At 41.6% G+C, this 15838-nt stretch carries 18 protein-coding genes and 1 tRNA gene; 10 read left to right on the top strand and 9 right to left on the bottom strand.

The genetic code is table 11. The annotated features are described in order from the left end of the window. Window positions 1-70, top strand: a tRNA-Asn gene (locus F897_RS07930). A 63-nt stretch (window positions 71-133) separates the two neighbouring features. Further along, window positions 134-577 carry a DUF2726 domain-containing protein gene (locus F897_RS07925; RefSeq protein ID WP_004782760.1) on the top strand — a complete coding sequence of 148 codons (444 nt, stop codon included), beginning with the start codon at window positions 134-136 and terminating at the stop codon, window positions 575-577. 5 nt (window positions 578-582) lie between these two features. Here the strand turns inward: F897_RS07925 and F897_RS07920 are convergent, their stop codons facing one another. Both F897_RS07920 and F897_RS07915 read right to left on the bottom strand, forming a co-directional pair. After that, window positions 583-843 carry a hypothetical protein gene (locus tag F897_RS07920; protein WP_005234866.1) on the bottom strand — a complete coding sequence of 87 codons (261 nt, stop codon included), beginning with the start codon at window positions 841-843 and terminating at the stop codon, window positions 583-585. A 111-nt stretch (window positions 844-954) separates the two neighbouring features. Beyond that, a complete protein-coding gene (locus tag F897_RS07915; RefSeq protein ID WP_005234864.1) occupies window positions 955-2205 on the bottom strand; it encodes an alpha/beta hydrolase family protein in 1251 nt (416 codons plus the stop codon). A gap of 140 nt (window positions 2206-2345) precedes the next feature. On the opposite strand from F897_RS07915, the gene F897_RS17035 reads away from it, so the two are divergent. Next, window positions 2346-3568 (top strand): IS3 family transposase gene (locus F897_RS17035; RefSeq protein ID WP_104425744.1). Its coding sequence is split into 2 segments (ribosomal slippage): window positions 2346-2682 and window positions 2682-3568, totalling 1224 coding nucleotides; the frame shifts between segments, so codons are not numbered across the junction. Between the two features lie 57 nt (window positions 3569-3625). Here F897_RS17035 and ubiA read toward each other — a convergent pair. From ubiA to F897_RS17030, 5 genes are all read right to left on the bottom strand, one after another. Continuing rightward, on the bottom strand, window positions 3626-4504 hold the full coding sequence (gene ubiA, locus F897_RS07900; RefSeq protein WP_005234862.1) for a 4-hydroxybenzoate octaprenyltransferase: 879 nt from the start codon (window positions 4502-4504) through the stop codon (window positions 3626-3628). Between the two features lie 6 nt (window positions 4505-4510). Further along, entirely contained in the window at window positions 4511-4969 is a 459-nt protein-coding gene (locus F897_RS07895) for a chorismate--pyruvate lyase family protein (protein WP_164071349.1), read from the bottom strand. Window positions 4970-5024: 55 nt separating this feature from the next. Continuing rightward, window positions 5025-5300, bottom strand: coding sequence for a hypothetical protein (locus F897_RS07890; RefSeq protein ID WP_005234859.1), 276 nt, complete (start codon window positions 5298-5300; stop codon window positions 5025-5027). Window positions 5301-5386: 86 nt separating this feature from the next. Further along, on the bottom strand, window positions 5387-6802 hold the full coding sequence (glnA, locus tag F897_RS07885; protein WP_171064793.1) for a type I glutamate--ammonia ligase: 1416 nt from the start codon (window positions 6800-6802) through the stop codon (window positions 5387-5389). A gap of 501 nt (window positions 6803-7303) precedes the next feature. After that, a protein-coding gene (locus F897_RS17030) for an IS5 family transposase (protein ID WP_414631447.1) occupies window positions 7304-8055 on the bottom strand; the annotation gives its coding sequence in 2 pieces (ribosomal slippage) (window positions 7304-7821 and window positions 7821-8055; 753 coding nt in all). Between the two features lie 396 nt (window positions 8056-8451). Here F897_RS17030 and F897_RS07875 point away from each other — a divergent pair. The 3 genes from F897_RS07875 to trpC are packed head-to-tail and all read left to right on the top strand — an operon-like array spanning window position 8452 to window position 10927. Then, the gene (locus F897_RS07875) at window positions 8452-9036 is read left to right on the top strand and encodes an anthranilate synthase component II (RefSeq protein ID WP_004782771.1); all 585 of its coding nucleotides are present in this window, start codon (window positions 8452-8454) and stop codon (window positions 9034-9036) included. Window positions 9037-9053: 17 nt separating this feature from the next. After that, a complete protein-coding gene (gene trpD, locus F897_RS07870) occupies window positions 9054-10100 on the top strand; it encodes an anthranilate phosphoribosyltransferase (RefSeq protein ID WP_034581144.1) in 1047 nt (348 codons plus the stop codon). A gap of 20 nt (window positions 10101-10120) precedes the next feature. Beyond that, a complete protein-coding gene (gene trpC, locus F897_RS07865; RefSeq protein WP_005234856.1) occupies window positions 10121-10927 on the top strand; it encodes an indole-3-glycerol phosphate synthase TrpC in 807 nt (268 codons plus the stop codon). 74 nt (window positions 10928-11001) lie between these two features. Here the strand turns inward: trpC and F897_RS07860 are convergent, their stop codons facing one another. Continuing rightward, window positions 11002-11436: a GFA family protein gene (locus F897_RS07860; RefSeq protein ID WP_005234852.1), complete on the bottom strand. Its 435-nt coding sequence runs from the start codon at window positions 11434-11436 to the stop codon at window positions 11002-11004. A gap of 250 nt (window positions 11437-11686) precedes the next feature. Between F897_RS07860 and F897_RS07855 the strand changes: the two genes are divergently transcribed. The 4 genes from F897_RS07855 (at window position 11687) to F897_RS07840 (ending at window position 14258) form a co-directional block, all read left to right on the top strand. Next, complete coding sequence (locus F897_RS07855; RefSeq protein ID WP_005234850.1) at window positions 11687-12370, top strand: Smr/MutS family protein; 684 nt, start codon at window positions 11687-11689, stop codon at window positions 12368-12370. 93 nt (window positions 12371-12463) lie between these two features. Beyond that, window positions 12464-13012 (top strand): GTP cyclohydrolase I FolE, encoded by a 549-nt coding sequence (gene folE / locus F897_RS07850; protein WP_171064799.1) that lies wholly within the window; start codon window positions 12464-12466, stop codon window positions 13010-13012. 64 nt (window positions 13013-13076) lie between these two features. Continuing rightward, window positions 13077-13436, top strand: a complete 360-nt coding sequence (locus F897_RS07845) for a cupin domain-containing protein (protein ID WP_005234848.1) — start codon at window positions 13077-13079, stop codon at window positions 13434-13436. 267 nt (window positions 13437-13703) lie between these two features. Then, the gene (locus tag F897_RS07840) at window positions 13704-14258 is read left to right on the top strand and encodes a DUF4385 domain-containing protein (RefSeq protein ID WP_005234845.1); all 555 of its coding nucleotides are present in this window, start codon (window positions 13704-13706) and stop codon (window positions 14256-14258) included. Here F897_RS07840 and F897_RS07835 read toward each other — a convergent pair. Continuing rightward, window positions 14255-15652, bottom strand: a complete 1398-nt coding sequence (locus F897_RS07835) for a diguanylate cyclase (RefSeq protein WP_005234843.1) — start codon at window positions 15650-15652, stop codon at window positions 14255-14257. The genes F897_RS07840 and F897_RS07835 overlap by 4 nt on opposite strands. Window positions 15653-15838: the final 186 nt, after the last annotated feature.

The raw sequence follows: 15838 nt of genomic DNA, 5'->3' as shown, positions 1-15838 counted from the left end.
ATAGCTCAGTCGGTAGAGCGACGGACTGTTAATCCGCAGGTCCCTGGTTCGAGCCCAGGTGGGAGAGCCAAGATTCTAAAAAAACCTACTCACTGCGAAGTGGGTTTTTTTATTCTTTTCTCTTTTATGATCCGTGTTTGATTTGAGTCAGTTTATATTCTTTGTGATTGGCTGTCTGGCAAGCTTTGCCTTAATTTGCCTGCTCTTCCCTCATCTGTTTACCCGCCAGAAGAAATTCTATCCCAAGCGTGTCATTACAGCTTTCGAAAGCAAGATGTTTACTCGCCTGAAAGATGCTTTTCCGCATCATCACATTCTGGCACAGGTCGCATTTAGTGCTTTGATTACGCATGACAATATGAAAATGCGCAGCAAGTTTAACCGCAAGGTGACCGATTTTGTGGTGATGGACCGGGAATATAATGTGGTGGCGATTATAGAACTGGATGACCCCACCCATATTGGCAAGGAACAGGAAGATGCGGAACGCGATGCAATGCTGATTGCTGCCGGCTATACAGTCGTCCGCTACACTGAAATTCCAACGATCCGGCAGCTACAAAGAGATTTAAGATAAATAGTTTAATGAGAGGAATTCGTTTCAGCTTCGGAAGCAGCTTGGGTTGCTTTAGCCTCCTGCTCTGCCTTTGATTTTTCAGCCGCTTCGCGCGCTTCAATCCGGGCAATCATATCTGCCTGTTGCTGCTTATATTTTTCCTGATTTTTTGCATCGCTATTAACTGCCAGAAATGCCATCGTCACTAAAAAAATCGGCACACATAAAGCCAGGGTTCCAAAGATAAGCAGTTTTTTAATACTGCGGGGTTTTGTCTGTTCCGACATAACAAGCCTATACTGATAACCTATAATCCTGAGTCACTATAACAAACTTAAATGATTGCTCAAGGCCTAGCCTTACAAGGAATAGAAAAGGAGCCGAAGCTCCTTTTAGGATTAAGGACTGACAGAAATACCTGAAGGCATATAGGTATTGATGAAGGTCAGCAGCTGGGTTCTGCTTTGTACAATAGCCTCGGTATGTGATGCGTCTTGTACCGGTACAAAAGTCACTGTGGTTCCCATATCTTTCAAGCCTTGTTGTAAAGTATTTGTCACTGGATATGGAACAGCCATATCTGCAGTACCTTGAATGATCATCACAGGAACATTAATTTTTTCAGTTGCAGGCTGATTATTCTCAAGGAACTTTTCAACCGACGAATTATTCTGGAAGTTTTCTACTAATCCTGGATAGTTTACAACCGTTTTTTCCGGATTATTCACCAGATAATCATCAATATCTTGCACATATTCAGTAATCAATGGCCCTAAACAAAGTCCATTTTCTCCAGTCGTGCCTTCCGCCTTTTCAGCCACAATCCCTGCACGGCTTGAAAATATATTGCGATAGTTAAAGCCTGGTTCATAAGCTTTAATCCCGACAGCAACATAAGCCGCATAAGCCAGTAATTCTGCATAGACTGCTTTCGCAGCATTATCTTGCCCAGCCTCAACCAAGGCACTAAGCGCTTGCGGTGCTACTTCACTGATAATATAACCCAGACTTGAAGCCGGAGCTGCTGCAACTGCTGCCTTATAATTTGGATCTTCATCGGCAAACTGGGCTGTAGCAAGTGATGCGTGCCCTCCCTGGGATTGTCCCACTGAGACCCAGGCACCATTAAATCGATTTCCCTGTTGTTCCTTAAAGGCTCTTACTGCATAGATAGCCGATTGTGCCGCACTTTTTAAATTTAAATAAGGATGGATCCCCCGAGTACCTAATCCTTCATAATCGGGTGCAACAATCACATATCCCTTTGCAAGCAAGCTGCTGGCCAATCCTCTAAAATTATTATTCAGCTGGTTATTACTTGGTGCACAAGAATCACCGCTACCCACCGTGCCATGTTCCCAAACCACCACCCGCCATCCGTCTTGAGGTTGAGGTGTATTTGGATAAAACACCATGGCTGTCGCTTCAGCCCGTTCACCATTTACGTTTGGCATGTTATAGCGTATGACTTGAATATCTGACGCTTCAGGCAAGGTATCCTCATCATAAGACTGTTGACTTAAAAATACCCTTTCCTGTGGTCGAAACGAATCATTATCATCGTCATTACACGCAGTCATGAACAATGACATGGAACATACCAGTGCCAGACAGGTTTTTTTGAAACCGTTTTTCACTACATTATTCATATTCTAATCCCTTATTGTTGTTTATGATTTTCATGAAGAATCTTGAATTAAGCATAAAAAAAAGCACCCTTATAGGATGCTTTTGTTATGAGTCGACTGTCCCGTCCTGAAATAAGTTTACACCTTAAGAGACTTATTTTATGGAACATGCACGAGAACAACGAGTTAAGCGCACACAACGTGATTATAGCTTCGCCTTTAAAATGATGGTGGTACATGAAGTAGAAAAAGGGCAAATTACTTATAAACAAGCTCAGGCAAAATATGGTATTCAAGGAAGATCAACTGTGCTGGTATGGTTACGCAAGCACGGACAACAGGATTGGACTTCGAATATGCCGACTTCTTCTAAACGCCAATTGACACCCCAACAACGAATCCGCCAATTAGAAAAACAGTTAGCCGCAGAAAAGCTCAAAACTGAATTTATACAGGATGTGATTTATCACATTGATAAAGAGTGTGGGACTGATCTTGGAAAAAAGTATACCGAGCACGTTTCAAAGATTGGCAAAGCCAAAGAAGACTAAGCGTTTCACGTTATTGTCAGTGGTTAGGAATCACTCGACAAGCTTATTATCAAGCAGAAAAACGTGCTCAAATGACTGCACAAGTAACAGAACAAATACTCGAGTTGGTTATGGAGTATCGCTGTCTCATGCCAAGTATCGGAACACGTAAGCTGTATTGGCTTATTAAAGGCAAATTGTTGCAGCGTGGTTTAAAGTGTGGACGGGATCAGTTATTTAAAATATTGAAAGAAAATAATTTATTGATTCGCCCCAAGCGTCGTTATACAAAAACTACGGATAGCAAGCATTGGATGAAGAAGCATCCAAATTTATTAAAGGATTATTCAGCGGTGCAAGCCAATGAAGTCTTTGTCAGTGATATTACCTATGTTGAGAGTGCTGAAGGCGTACATTATTTATCCTTGGTGACAGATGCTTATACCCGCCAGATTAAAGGTTATAAGTTATCGAATGATATGCGTGCAGAGAATGTTGTGCAGGCACTACATATGGCGATGCAGCATGTGACAGATCGGGCAGCCAGGATGATTCACCATTCAGACAGAGGCTCTCAGTATTGCTCTGAACTATATCAATCGGCATTACGCCATTATGGGGTATGTCCTTCTATGACAGATGGAGGAGACTGTTACCAGAATGCATTAGCAGAGCGGATTAATGGAATATTAAAGCAGGAGTTTTTAACTACACGATGTCAAACCATGAAAGAGTTAGATCACTTAATTGCGGAATCTATCATGATTTATAATTGCTATAGACCACATTTAAGTTTAAATATGAACACCCCGAATCAGACGTATGAGCAAACTAAAACCGAGCTAATTGCTTAACTCGGTTTGAAGTGGAATACTGTCAATCTATTTCAGGACAAGACAGACAAGGTGCAGTTACAGAAGCGCGGCAAAGATTCCAAGGAAAATCATCAGCCCCACCCAGCGGTTATGACGGAAGGCCCAGAAACAGCGCTGCGGGTCCTTATCTCGAGTTTCTGACCATTGATAAATAAAATCAATTGCGACTGCGAGCAGACCCATCAAGCCAAGTGGAACAAGCAAATCCTCAATCCATAATGCTGCGCCAATCAAGACCAGACTTAAAGCCTGTAAGGTACTAATGATCTGAATATCATGCTGACCAAATAAAATGGCTGTGGATTTCACACCAATTTTCAAATCATATTCACGATCAGTAATCGCATATTGCGTGTCATACGCCACGGTCCAAGCGAGATTGCCAAAATAGAGAAGCCAACAAGTTAAATCTGGCGTCTGCCCGACGGCAGTATAGGCCATTGGAATTGACCAGGAAAATGCAGCTCCCAAGAATACCTGCGGCAAATGGGTATAGCGTTTCATAAACGGATAAATGAACGCTAAAAACAAGGCTCCAAAGGACCAGTAAAAGGTTTCAATCGGCAGGAAAAATAACAGGCAGGCACTGGCTGCGACGAGCACCAGAAAGACCATCACTGCTTCTTTAGCACTAATAATACCGATGGCTAAGGGACGGGTTTTGGTACGCTCGACATGCGCATCCACTTTACGGTCGGCAAAGTCATTAATGGCACAGCCCGCTGCACGCATAAAAATTACACCTAGAATCATCAGCACCAAAATACTGAGATCAGGTATTCCCTTTGCTGCGACCCATAGCGCCCACATGGTCGGCCAAAAAACCAGCTCTGTGCCAATTGGCTTATCAAAACGACAAAGATAATAATAGGCGCTCAGACGTTCACGCCAAGTAATTGCTTGTGCAGTTGCCATATCAAGTTAAGCCTGTTGATTTTGTATAAAGTGTTCAAATGCCGGTAAAAATGTTTCTTGTACGATAAATTTACAACCATGCCAAGTATAGCAGCTCTGGCGGGTCCAGCCCTCTTCCAGATAAATCACACGTCGCTCACACTGTGGATTGGTACGCTGGAATAATAGCCAGCCAATCGGCTTCGATCCAATATGCTGGAATATCCGCGCACGTTTTTGCAGGCTTAAAATTGGAAATATACTTTTGGCTTTGACCCAAGGCTGTTCTTCAGAGCCATATAAATAGCTTTCCCGCACCCAGGACGTATGCTGATGTGGCATCTGCATCCACCGCGCATCCACAAATTCCAGACGCTGAAAATGTTCCTGCTGTGGTTCTACCCGGAACTGACCATCAGCCAGATCTGTTAACTGCTGCGTCAATGATCCTGAGGCATACAGCCACTCTCGAAGTGCTGTAGGCATCTGCTGTCTATTCGGATTTTTAAATTTTACACTCACAATGTTATCAACTTCACGATTAGGCATTATCTGTTTTGGCAATCACTTCATATTTTCCACTTGGCAGCTTTTTCAAAATCATGCCATCTGTTGTGAGATAAAAACTTTGTGGATAATCATAATCCAAAGCCAACTCAGGATGACGTAATGCCACAAACTCAACCTGTTTATAACCTTCAGGTGTACGCGCAACATCTACATAGGTCACTTCAGAAAAATTCAGTTTAAAGCCTTTACTATGATCCTGAGGATCAATCCAGGGAAAAAAGCCGGTATGTCTTTTACGTTGTGCCATAACTTCATATCTTTGATCAATAACAGCATCATACAAAAAAACCCGCACAAAGGCGGGTCTTTTTTACAGTGAAATTCAGATCAGAATTACAGGCTGTAGTACATGTCGAATTCAACTGGGTGAGTAGTCGTATTCAGACGGCGTACATCTTCAGTCTTAAGTTCGATATAAGCATCAAGCATTTCTTTAGTGAACACGCCACCTTTAAGCAGGTAGTCATGATCTTCTTTAAGAGATTCAAGTGCCATTTCAAGGCTGTGCGCCACTGTAGGGATTTTCGCTTCTTCTTCAGGAGGAAGATCGTACAGGTTCTTGTCAGCAGCTTCACCTGGGTGAATCTTGTTTTGGATACCGTCGATACCCGCCATCAACAATGCAGCGAAACCTAGGTACGGGTTCATCATTGGATCAGGAAAACGTGCTTCAATACGTTTGCCTTTAGGGCTAGAAACGTAAGGAATACGGATAGAAGCTGAACGGTTACGCGCTGAGTAAGCAAGCATAATCGGTGCTTCGAAGTGAGGTACCAAACGTTTGTATGAGTTTGTAGATGGGTTAGTGATCGCATTCAATGAACGAGCATGTTTGATCACACCACCGATGAAGTACAATGCCATTTCTGAAAGGCCTGCATATTCATCACCAGCAAACAAGTTCTTGCCATCTTTAGAGATCGACATGTGAACGTGCATACCAGAACCATTATCGCCTACCATTGGTTTAGGCATAAAGGTTGCAGTTTTAGCGTATTGGTGCGCAACGTTCCAAACAGCATATTTGAACTGTTGTACTTCGTCAGCTTTACGAACCATTGTGTTGAAGCTCACACCAATTTCTAACTGGCAAGACGCAACTTCGTGGTGATGTACTTCTACACGACCTGGGCCCATGATTTCTTCAATTTTTGCACACATGTCTGCACGCATATCTTGATGAGAATCAACAGGAGGAACTGGGAAATAACCACCTTTAACACGTGGACGATGACCTGAGTTACCTGCTTCGTAATCTTTACCAGTAGACCAAGCAGCTTCTTCAGCGATTAATGTGTGGCGAGCGCCAGACATGTCGATGTCCCATTTCACTTCGTCAAATACGAAGAATTCTGGTTCTGGACCGAAGAATGCAGTATCACCGATACCTGTAGATTTCAGGTATTCTTCTGCACGGCGAGCAATCGAACGTGGGTCACGTTCATAACCTTGACCAGTTGATGGTTCGATAACGTCACAAGTCACAACAACAGTTGGCTCTGCAAAGAACGGGTCGATGAAACCTGTTTCTGCATCTGGACGTAAGATCATGTCCGATGCTTCGATGCCTTTCCAACCTGCGATTGAAGAACCGTCAAACATTTTGCCGTCTTCAAACGTATCTTCATCAATACTGTCTGCTGGATAAGTAACGTGCTGTTCTTTACCCTTGGTATCAGTAAAGCGAAAATCGACCCATTTCGCGCCACTTTCTTGTATGAGTTGAAGGACCTTGTTCGCCATGCTCATTTTGCTCCGATGTTTTTTGTTGCACTCGCAAAGTGCGTGTTAGAAGTTGGTATCTATTAAGCAATTAGCGTACCAACTTTTAAAAGTATATCTAAAATCTTGAAATCTTTATAAGAAAACATAGAAAGATAAAAATACCTTGTCGCTATTATACTGTGACTTAAACTAAATGCACTATATTCAAGCATTCTTCCTGAGATTTGTTGCAGGTATTTTTTTAGCGCACCTAAATAGTGCGATGATTTCATATTAGGTAAGAATAGGAGCACTTTTCAGTGAGGATTTGCGTTTTTATGCTAATTTAGTTTAAAAAATATTCAATTTCGTTTAATTCTGGTTAATTTCTATCAGTTACAAAGTGGTATCTGGAGGTTTTTGTATTTAAAAAGATCACTATTTTGAGTCACTTTTATTCAAATTGTCGATCTTATTCTTTGATTTATACCATGCATTATTATTCAAATGATGTTTTTTTCAGCATCATTATTTTAGGACGTGTCCTCATTTGGCTTTGCACCAAATAAATATGCAGGCTATACGGATCATAGATTTATAATTGCGTGCTAGTTTATCAAATCGAGTTGCAATAGCACGGAAATGTTTTAATCTCACAAAAGCATTTTCAACTAAATGTCTTAATTTATATAGATATTTATCAAATTCCTTATTCGATCTCTTACTGTTTGATCTCAATGGAATAATGGGAATCATATTCTTGTTCTTGGCACATATTCTAATGTGCTCAGCATCATACCCCTTGTCAGCAATGAGATAAGTTGCCTCGCCTACAATATCAATCAGTTGTTTTGCAACTTGACTGTCGTGGACGTCACCCCCAGTGATTTTAAAATCAATCGGTAATCCATTCGCGTCGGTTGCAAGATGTATTTTTGTTGTTCGTCCACCGCGTGATTGTCCAATTGCTCTTTCGAAACCATGCCGAGCTCCACTTGCATGTTGATGCACGCGTATGTAGCTTCCATCAATGAATACCCATTCCTGATCCAGAATGCCTCGTAATCTAAAAAAAATTTATCCCATAATCCCTTACTTGCCCAGCGATTAAAGCGATTGTAAGCAGTTTGCCAAGGGCAAAGTTCTTGAGGAATATCACGCCATGTCGCACCCGTACGTAGTTTCCATAAGATGGCTTCCATGATATTTCTACTATTTTTTGAACAGTAACAACCGTGTAATCGCATAGTATCTTGAATTTGCTGCCAAATATCATCGGTGAGAAGAGTACGTGCCATTGAAAAAATATAGAAATGAAAAGAGCTTAAAGGAGGATTTTAAGTATTTAAAACCAATTCTTCAAATGAGGACACGCCCTAATCATTTAAAACTTATTTATTTTTAATTTAAAAAATAATAACTGCAATATTTATTTAAACTTACTTTTTGTCAGTTAATTACTTATACGCACATTTAAAATGCCTAAAAGGCTGTGAGCTAATCACTAGCCTGAAAATTGAAAAATTATTGCGCCCGATGTGGCTATTTTTTGCTATGATGAGGCGTGCTTTATTTTCACACAATGAAATCAACGATTTAGTCGTGTATTCCCTAGACTTGCAACAAGTCCCGATAAAGCTCAATCTGGATCACTTTAGCACAGTTAAGTGCAATAATTTCAATAGGTTAAGCTCATGCTTCTAATGATCGACAACTATGACTCCTTTACTTATAACATCGTCCAGTATTTTGGCGAACTGAATCAAGAAGTAAAAGTAGTCCGCAATGATGCCGTGACATTGGAGGATATTGAGCGATGGCAACCCAAGTATCTGGTGATTGGTCCTGGTCCATGTTCGCCAAGTGAAGCTGGAATTTCGATTCCTGCCATTCAGCATTTTGGTGGCAAAATTCCCCTACTCGGTGTTTGTCTGGGGCATCAAAGTATTGGTCAGGCTTTTGGCGGCGATATTATTCGTGCCAAACGCGTCATGCATGGTCGCTTATCTGACATGTATCACAGCGATAAAGGTATTTTCAGCAACCTGCCGAATCCTTTCTCTGCAACGCGTTACCACTCGCTGGTAATTGATCAGGCCACTTTACCAGAATGTCTGGAAGTGACCTGCTGGACCAATGAAGAAGATGGCTCTATGGAAGAAATCATGGGGATTAAACATAAGACACTACCGATTGAAGGTGTGCAGTTCCATCCGGAATCAATCCTGAGCCAGCATGGTCATCAGATATTTAAAAACTTTCTTGAAATTTACGCATAATGAGCGAAACGCAAGTCATGAATATTCAACAAGCTTTAAGTAATATTACTAAAAACATTCACCTGACTCAGGAACAAATGGAAGACGTGATGCGTACCATCATGTCTGGCGAAGCAACCGATGCCCAGATCGGTGCTCTGCTCATGGGTCTACGCCTGAAAGGTGAAAGTATTGACGAGATTACCGCTGCAGCACGTGTCATGCGTGAACTCGCAACCAAAATCGATGTCAGTGATGTCCCTCATCTGGTGGATATCGTCGGTACAGGCGGTGATGGACAAAACCTGTTTAACGTGTCTACCGCTTCAGCTTTTGTAATTGCAGCAGCTGGTGCAACCATTGCCAAACATGGTAACCGCGGTGTTTCCACCAAATCAGGCTCTTCTGACCTGCTGGAACAGGCAGGCATTAATCTTGATTTGAATATGCAGCAAACCGAACGCTGTATCCGTGATATCGGTGTTGGCTTCCTGTTCGCGCCTAACCATCACAAAGCCATGAAATATGCGATTGGTCCACGTAAAGAACTGGGTATTCATAGTATTTTCAACCTGCTCGGCCCGCTTACGAATCCGGCCGGTGTAAAACGTTTGGTCATCGGGGTATTTTCCAATGAACTGTGCCGTCCAATCGCTGAAGTCATGAAACAGCTCGGTGCTGAACATGTCATGGTCGTTCATTCACGTGATGGTTTAGATGAAATCAGTCTGGCTTCTTCTACCCATGTGGCTGAGCTGAAAAACGGTGAAATCACTGAATGGGAAATTATCCCTGAACAGGTCGACATTGAATCGCAAACCTTAACCGGTTTAATTATTGAAAGCTCAGTAGAAAGTCTGGCTCTGATTAAAGATGCCTTAGGCAAAAAGAAATCTGAGACCGGTCATAAGGCTGCCAATATGATTGCTCTAAATGCCGGCGCAGGTATTTATGTATCAGGCCTGACTTCAAGCTATAAACAAGGTGTGGCACTGGCACACGATATTATTTATGGTGGCCAGGCACTGGAAAAAATGAGCGTGCTGTCTGAATTCACCAAAACCATCAAACAATATGAAGCTTAATACGGTCAGGAATTTGAATCATGGTTGATATTGCAAATACAATTTTGGGTAAAATTGTTGATCGTAAGAAAGAAGAGTTCGCTCTCCGTCTTAAGCAGAAAAGCTATAAGGATATCGAAGAACTGGCACAAGGTGCGACACCAGTCCGTGGCTTTGCCCAATCTTTAATGTCTAAACGCCCAGGTGTAATCGCTGAAATTAAAAAGGCTTCTCCGTCCAAAGGCGTGATTCGTGAAAACTTCAATCCTGCAGAAATTGCGGCGCAATATCAGGATGCCGGCGCTGCCTGTTTATCTGTACTAACTGACGTGGATTTTTTCCAGGGTGCTGATGAATATATTCAGATTGCCCGTTCACACTGTGATTTGCCTGCGCTGCGTAAAGATTTCCTGATCGATCCTTATGGCGTGATTGAAGCGCGTGCCCTGCATGCAGACTGTATTTTGCTGATCGTGGCCTGTCTTTCTGATCAGCAGTTAGAGGAAATGTCTAAAACTGCGTTTGAGCATAATCTGGATGTACTGGTTGAAGTGCATGATGAAGAAGAATTAGGGCGTGCTTTAAAACTTTCTGATCGTTGTCTGCTGGGTGTGAATAACCGTAATTTAAAAACTTTTGATGTCGACCTGAATACATCATTACGTCTGAAAAAACTACTGGATCCTTCACGCCTGCTGGTCACTGAAAGCGGTATTGCGATCCCTGCTGATGTTGCGATGATGCAAGAACATGATATTCATGCTTTCCTGGTCGGTGAAAGTTTCATGAAACAGCCACGCCCGGATCATGCTTTCCGTGATTTATTCGGTGAGCCTGAATCAGTTTAAAATATTAAGTATAAAAAAAGCCCCGGCTCAGCATGGGGCTTTTTTTTCTATTAACTAATTTAATTCATTTAATACTAAGTTAAATGATCAAAATAAGAGATTAATTTTTCAAATTCTGGCAGTTCAGAATAGTACTCATCCGCCTTGATTTCATTTGCCCAATCTACTTTAGAGTTCAGACAAAAATTCAGTCTGTGCTGAATTTTGGGTACTTGATCCAGAAGCCCTAAAGGAATCCAGATCAATGCAATAGTACCTACCTGATTCGGTACAGGCGAGCCACAGTGTTGACAAAAATGAGAACGAAATCCGGTCTCTTTTTGATAACAGGAAATGGAAGCGTGTCCTGAGGTCCATTCAAAATATTGCTGATGAACTAAAGTTGCTGCATTCGCGGCCGTACCACTCTGTTTACGACATAAACTGCAGTGACAATGATACATGGTCTGAATATTCGTATTTATTTTGAACTGGACATTGCCACACAAACAACTGCCTGAATAACTCATTTTTTATTTCCAGGTTTGATTGATTTATATTTAAAGAGAGATGTTCCATCGAGGCAACTGTTAAAATAATAAAAGGAGAATATTCATAAATTATTTTCTATTTAAAGTTCATCAAGCTATTCAATATTAGAAAACTATTGAGAAATTAAAGCTAGGTTTAGGATATGTTGTATTTAGTGCAATTCATTTCTCCTTTCAGTCATTTAAGACTATAATTTACCAAATTCAGTATCTCCCCCGTTTCCAGATTATGAGCAAACACGATTCTTCGCTTTCTAAAGATCAGTACAATTTACTGAAAGATCTTAAAAAGCAAATTAGTCATCCTCAGCCTAAGGCTGAACCTGTTGCCCCTGTCGTGAAAACAGCGGAGCAGGAACAGGCGGAAGACCTCGATCTATTTCGCAAACAGATGCAAGGCGTACAAAAAATTGATGCCGGCAATATTGCGAAAATTGAAAAATCTCCCAAGAAAAAAGTCGATGCACAAACTCTGGCCAAGCGTGCGGCTGCCGAAGGTCCCATGCATACCGATGAAACCGTGCTGTCTGATACTCAGGCCATGCTCAATCCGGTTGGCAGTCAGGCGAGCTTAAGCTACTGCATTGCGACCTTGCAGCATAAGGTTTTTGAAGATCTGAAAGCGGGAAATCTGCGTTGGTTCGAAGCTGTCGACCTGCATGGTTGTACGGTCGAAGAAGCACGTCAGGCTGTGCTTCAGATTATCCAGATCGCCAAAGATGAAAACCAGAACGTGATCAAGATTGTACATGGCAAAGGGCCTGAAGCGATCTTAAAAACTTATGTCAACGGCTGGTTACGTCAGCACCGTGATGTTCTGGCCTTTGTCAGTGCTCCTGAAAAACAGGGTGGCACTGGTGCAGTTTTAGTTTTGCTAAAACGTGCAGAAAAAAATCCAAAGTTTAAACAGTAAGCGGATTTACCCCCAAAACAAGGCATTGTAAAAGATTTCTGCTACAATGCCGTCCTTGTTCATTCTCAGTTTAAGTGAATACGTCATATGACTATGCAGCAATCTTACGCAAACATTCTTACTGCCGTTGGTGAAGATCTCAATCGCCCTGGTCTCAAAGATACGCCCGTGCGTGCTGCGAAAGCGTTTTCGTATTTAACCTCAGGGTATAGCCAGACTCTGGAAGAAGTGACCAATAGTGCGGTTTTTCCATCAGATAACCGTGAAATGGTTTTAGTGAAAAATATCGAATTTTATTCACTCTGCGAACACCATTTATTGCCATTTTATGGCCGTGTACATATTGCCTATTTACCTGAAGGCAAAGTATTGGGCCTGTCTAAATTTGCACGTATTACTGAAATGTTTGCCCGTCGTTTGCAGATTCAGGAAAATCTGACCCAGCAAATCGCAGAAGCGGTTGCTGAAGTCACCAATGCACGTGGTGTGGCCGTGATGATTGATTCAGCACATATGTGTATGATGATGCGTGGTGTTGGCAAACAGGAATCAACAACGCGTACGGTGTCATTTATCGGTGACTTTAAAACCGATAAAGAAGTCCGCCGTGAGTTTTTAGGCGCTGTACCAGAAAGTTATTAATATAGATTCATAAATGAAAGCCTCAATTGATATTGGGGCTTTTTTACACGATGAGGTTATGAAAATGTCATCTATTTGGATTGCGGGTCGAGGTTTAGGTCAGGCTGAAGAAAGTATCGATTATCCACGTCCAGACCGGCTGGTTAAAGGCAATCCTAAACGCTTGACCCAGAGTGCCTATCAACATCCCAATATGGATTGCGGGATCTGGCAATGTGAAGTGGGTGCCTGGAAGATTGTATTCGCTGAAAATAAACAGGAATTCTTTCAGGTAATTGAAGGGATTGTCCGTTTACATGATGCTCAAGGACAATCCTTTGCTCAAATCAAGGCAGGTGAAGCTGGCATTATTCCACCCGGTTTTGTTGGCACTTTTGAAGTGGTTAAAGCCGTTAAAAAATATTATGTCGTGGTAGAAAGTTAAAACATAAGTACGAGTTTAATATCTTCATCAGTTAAGGAATTTTGCGATCAATTCCTTAACTTTTCTACGTATTCACTCAATTTCTTAAAATTTAATTCCTACATTCTTTTCAAAAATTTATCTTATTAACTTAGTTTCCTTCCTTTAAAAAATAAACAGATTGATGCTGCATAATTAATTTCCTGACTACATTTCCTGCCATGTTTAAATACAGACCTTTTGTTTAGAAGTCTGCATGATCCAAGTATATAAATTCTGGAAACAGCCATGAGTAAAAAGCAGCTTGATCCGCCTAAACGCCCTTCACGTGTTCATTCAAATAGTTTTGACTATAGTCTGGATTTTAAGAAAATTGATTTCCGTAAACGTCCGGACTTATACCGGATTGGACGCGGTGAGCAAGGCGTGCTTTTAGTAGAACCTTATAAGTCGGAAATCCTGCCCCACTGGCGTTTTGCAGATGCTGAAAAAGCCCAAGTCAGTAGTAAAAAAATTTATGCTCTATTTCTGGAATATTTAAAACAGGAAGATTTCGTCGGGGCTGATATGGCACGCAAGTTTTTACAAATGGGTTATACCCGCGCCCGGCGTTATGCCAATCATAAAGGCGGCAAAAAATACGATGGCCCGGTTCCAGATGATAAAAAGGGCTTAAGTGGTGCACATGGGCGTGAGGAATTGCCGCGCAGTTCTGAAGATCCGGTTAAAGCTGCTGCAGCCAAAATATTTAAACAAAAATGGGATGAAGCCAAAATCCATCCCGAATATGTGCGGCAAAAACAGCAATTTCAGGCTGCGATTCAGCAGCAAATTTTAAATTAGACAGACGCTTTTTGTGCGCCCTGAATTTGAGAAGGTTGCGCCAGATAGACCCGGTTACGCCCCGTATTTTTAGCCATATACAATGCAGCATCTGCGGCATCCAGAAATCTTTGGTAATCCGGATGACCATCAAATAACGCACAGCCAATACTGACTGTGAGTCTGAATTGCTGTCCTTGAGCCGTATTGATCAAGCCATGCTCTACATATTTACGGATATTTTCAGCAATGTTCAGCGCGCGTCTTTCATCGGAATCGACCAGCAGCAGCAGGAATTCCTCACCACCGACACGGAATGCATAGTCACTACCCTGAATGTATTTCTGTAGGGCATCCGCAATAAACTTTAAGGCCAGATCGCCAGCTGCATGACCATATTTATCATTAATGGCTTTGAAGAAATCGGCATCAATCGCTAGCAAGGATAATGGTGTCTGGTTATCACGAGAGAAATTGATTTCACGTGAAATAATGGTATTTAAATAACGGCGATTCAATAACTGGGTTAACGAGTCATTTCCAGATTCGATATAATCTGCAACCTGGAATAATTGATCGACCAGGTGCTGTATTTCACGGTTTAAATCACGAATACTTTGAATCAGATTCAGCATCTGATCTTTTTCAGTACATTTCAGCACTGCCTGATTTAGCGTATCGATCTGATAAATTCGCTCGATAATTAAATCGACCTGATCAGAACCGGTAAAGGCATAAGACGCTTTATGAATAAACCATAAGCCAAATTCTGACTTGGACAGCATTTGATGTCTAATGCCTGTAGTGCCAGAAAAGACCTTGAACATCAGCTCATTTTCCCAATCCAGCAATGAACTGCGCTGCTTATCTTTTTGTACCGCGACATCCTGCATTGCAGAAAATACCCGGTAACTGTGCTTCATTTCCTGATTCTGGACTGATTTTGCCTCATAGGAACGACACATAATTTCTGTGGCAAATCCCATGATTTGTACAATATAGCTACAGGTAGTAAGCATGTTCGGCTGCGGATTTAAACTCAGCAATTCAAACATTTTGCGCTGAATTTCTCGTACACCGCGCATAATCAGCCAGGATGGAATCCCAACGCGTGCATGCACATGTCCAACGATATTCTGTTTTTGCACGGCTTCTGCATAACGCTTATTCAGCGCCACACTGAAACTTTCTGAAAGCCATTGATGTAAAGTATCGCGTAAACGCTGCTGAATCAGCTCATCAGTAAAATATTGAGAGGCTTCTTCTTCCAGAAGCATATTTTTATAGAATTCTTCTACCAGTACCGACGAGTGGTCTTGAATAAACTGAAATGCGTGTAGCAAATCATCCGATGAATAATTTTGACAGATCTGCTTCCACTGCTCCGCCAGCATAGCCATACACTCATTATTCATATAACTTTTCCCGATACTTTGCGATTTTCAGTGATATTATGTGAAAAATACAACAATATTCAGGCATTTTAACCCAATTACTGAATACAATCTTTGATAATATCGGTAGAAGTCTCCGAACATGAATTTATTTTAAACATTCAAATATAAGTCATTTGATCTATAAACTTCATTTACTCAATATTC

Source organism: Acinetobacter variabilis (assembly GCF_000369625.1).
GTDB classification, from domain to species: Bacteria; Pseudomonadota; Gammaproteobacteria; order Pseudomonadales; family Moraxellaceae; genus Acinetobacter; species Acinetobacter variabilis.
The sequence above is the reverse complement of the archived record's forward strand: the minus strand, read 5'-3'. Positions and strand labels throughout refer to the sequence as shown.

Coding starts and splice junctions, on each gene's coding strand:
- folE (WP_171064799.1), top strand. CDS start 12,464: ATGCAGCAATCTTACGCAAACATTCTTACTGCCGTTGGTGAAGATCTC.
- F897_RS07845 (WP_005234848.1), top strand. CDS start 13,077: ATGTCATCTATTTGGATTGCGGGTCGAGGTTTAGGTCAGGCTGAAGAA.
- trpD (WP_034581144.1), top strand. CDS start 9,054: ATGAATATTCAACAAGCTTTAAGTAATATTACTAAAAACATTCACCTG.
- F897_RS07895 (WP_164071349.1), bottom strand. CDS start 4,969: ATGCCTACAGCACTTCGAGAGTGGCTGTATGCCTCAGGATCATTGACG.
- glnA (WP_171064793.1), bottom strand. CDS start 6,802: ATGAGCATGGCGAACAAGGTCCTTCAACTCATACAAGAAAGTGGCGCG.
- F897_RS07920 (WP_005234866.1), bottom strand. CDS start 843: ATGTCGGAACAGACAAAACCCCGCAGTATTAAAAAACTGCTTATCTTT.
- F897_RS07915 (WP_005234864.1), bottom strand. CDS start 2,205: ATGAATAATGTAGTGAAAAACGGTTTCAAAAAAACCTGTCTGGCACTG.
- ubiA (WP_005234862.1), bottom strand. CDS start 4,504: ATGGCAACTGCACAAGCAATTACTTGGCGTGAACGTCTGAGCGCCTAT.
- F897_RS07860 (WP_005234852.1), bottom strand. CDS start 11,436: ATGAGTTATTCAGGCAGTTGTTTGTGTGGCAATGTCCAGTTCAAAATA.
- F897_RS07875 (WP_004782771.1), top strand. CDS start 8,452: ATGCTTCTAATGATCGACAACTATGACTCCTTTACTTATAACATCGTC.
- F897_RS07855 (WP_005234850.1), top strand. CDS start 11,687: ATGAGCAAACACGATTCTTCGCTTTCTAAAGATCAGTACAATTTACTG.
- trpC (WP_005234856.1), top strand. CDS start 10,121: ATGGTTGATATTGCAAATACAATTTTGGGTAAAATTGTTGATCGTAAG.
- F897_RS07840 (WP_005234845.1), top strand. CDS start 13,704: ATGAGTAAAAAGCAGCTTGATCCGCCTAAACGCCCTTCACGTGTTCAT.
- F897_RS07835 (WP_005234843.1), bottom strand. CDS start 15,652: ATGAATAATGAGTGTATGGCTATGCTGGCGGAGCAGTGGAAGCAGATC.
- F897_RS07890 (WP_005234859.1), bottom strand. CDS start 5,300: ATGGCACAACGTAAAAGACATACCGGCTTTTTTCCCTGGATTGATCCT.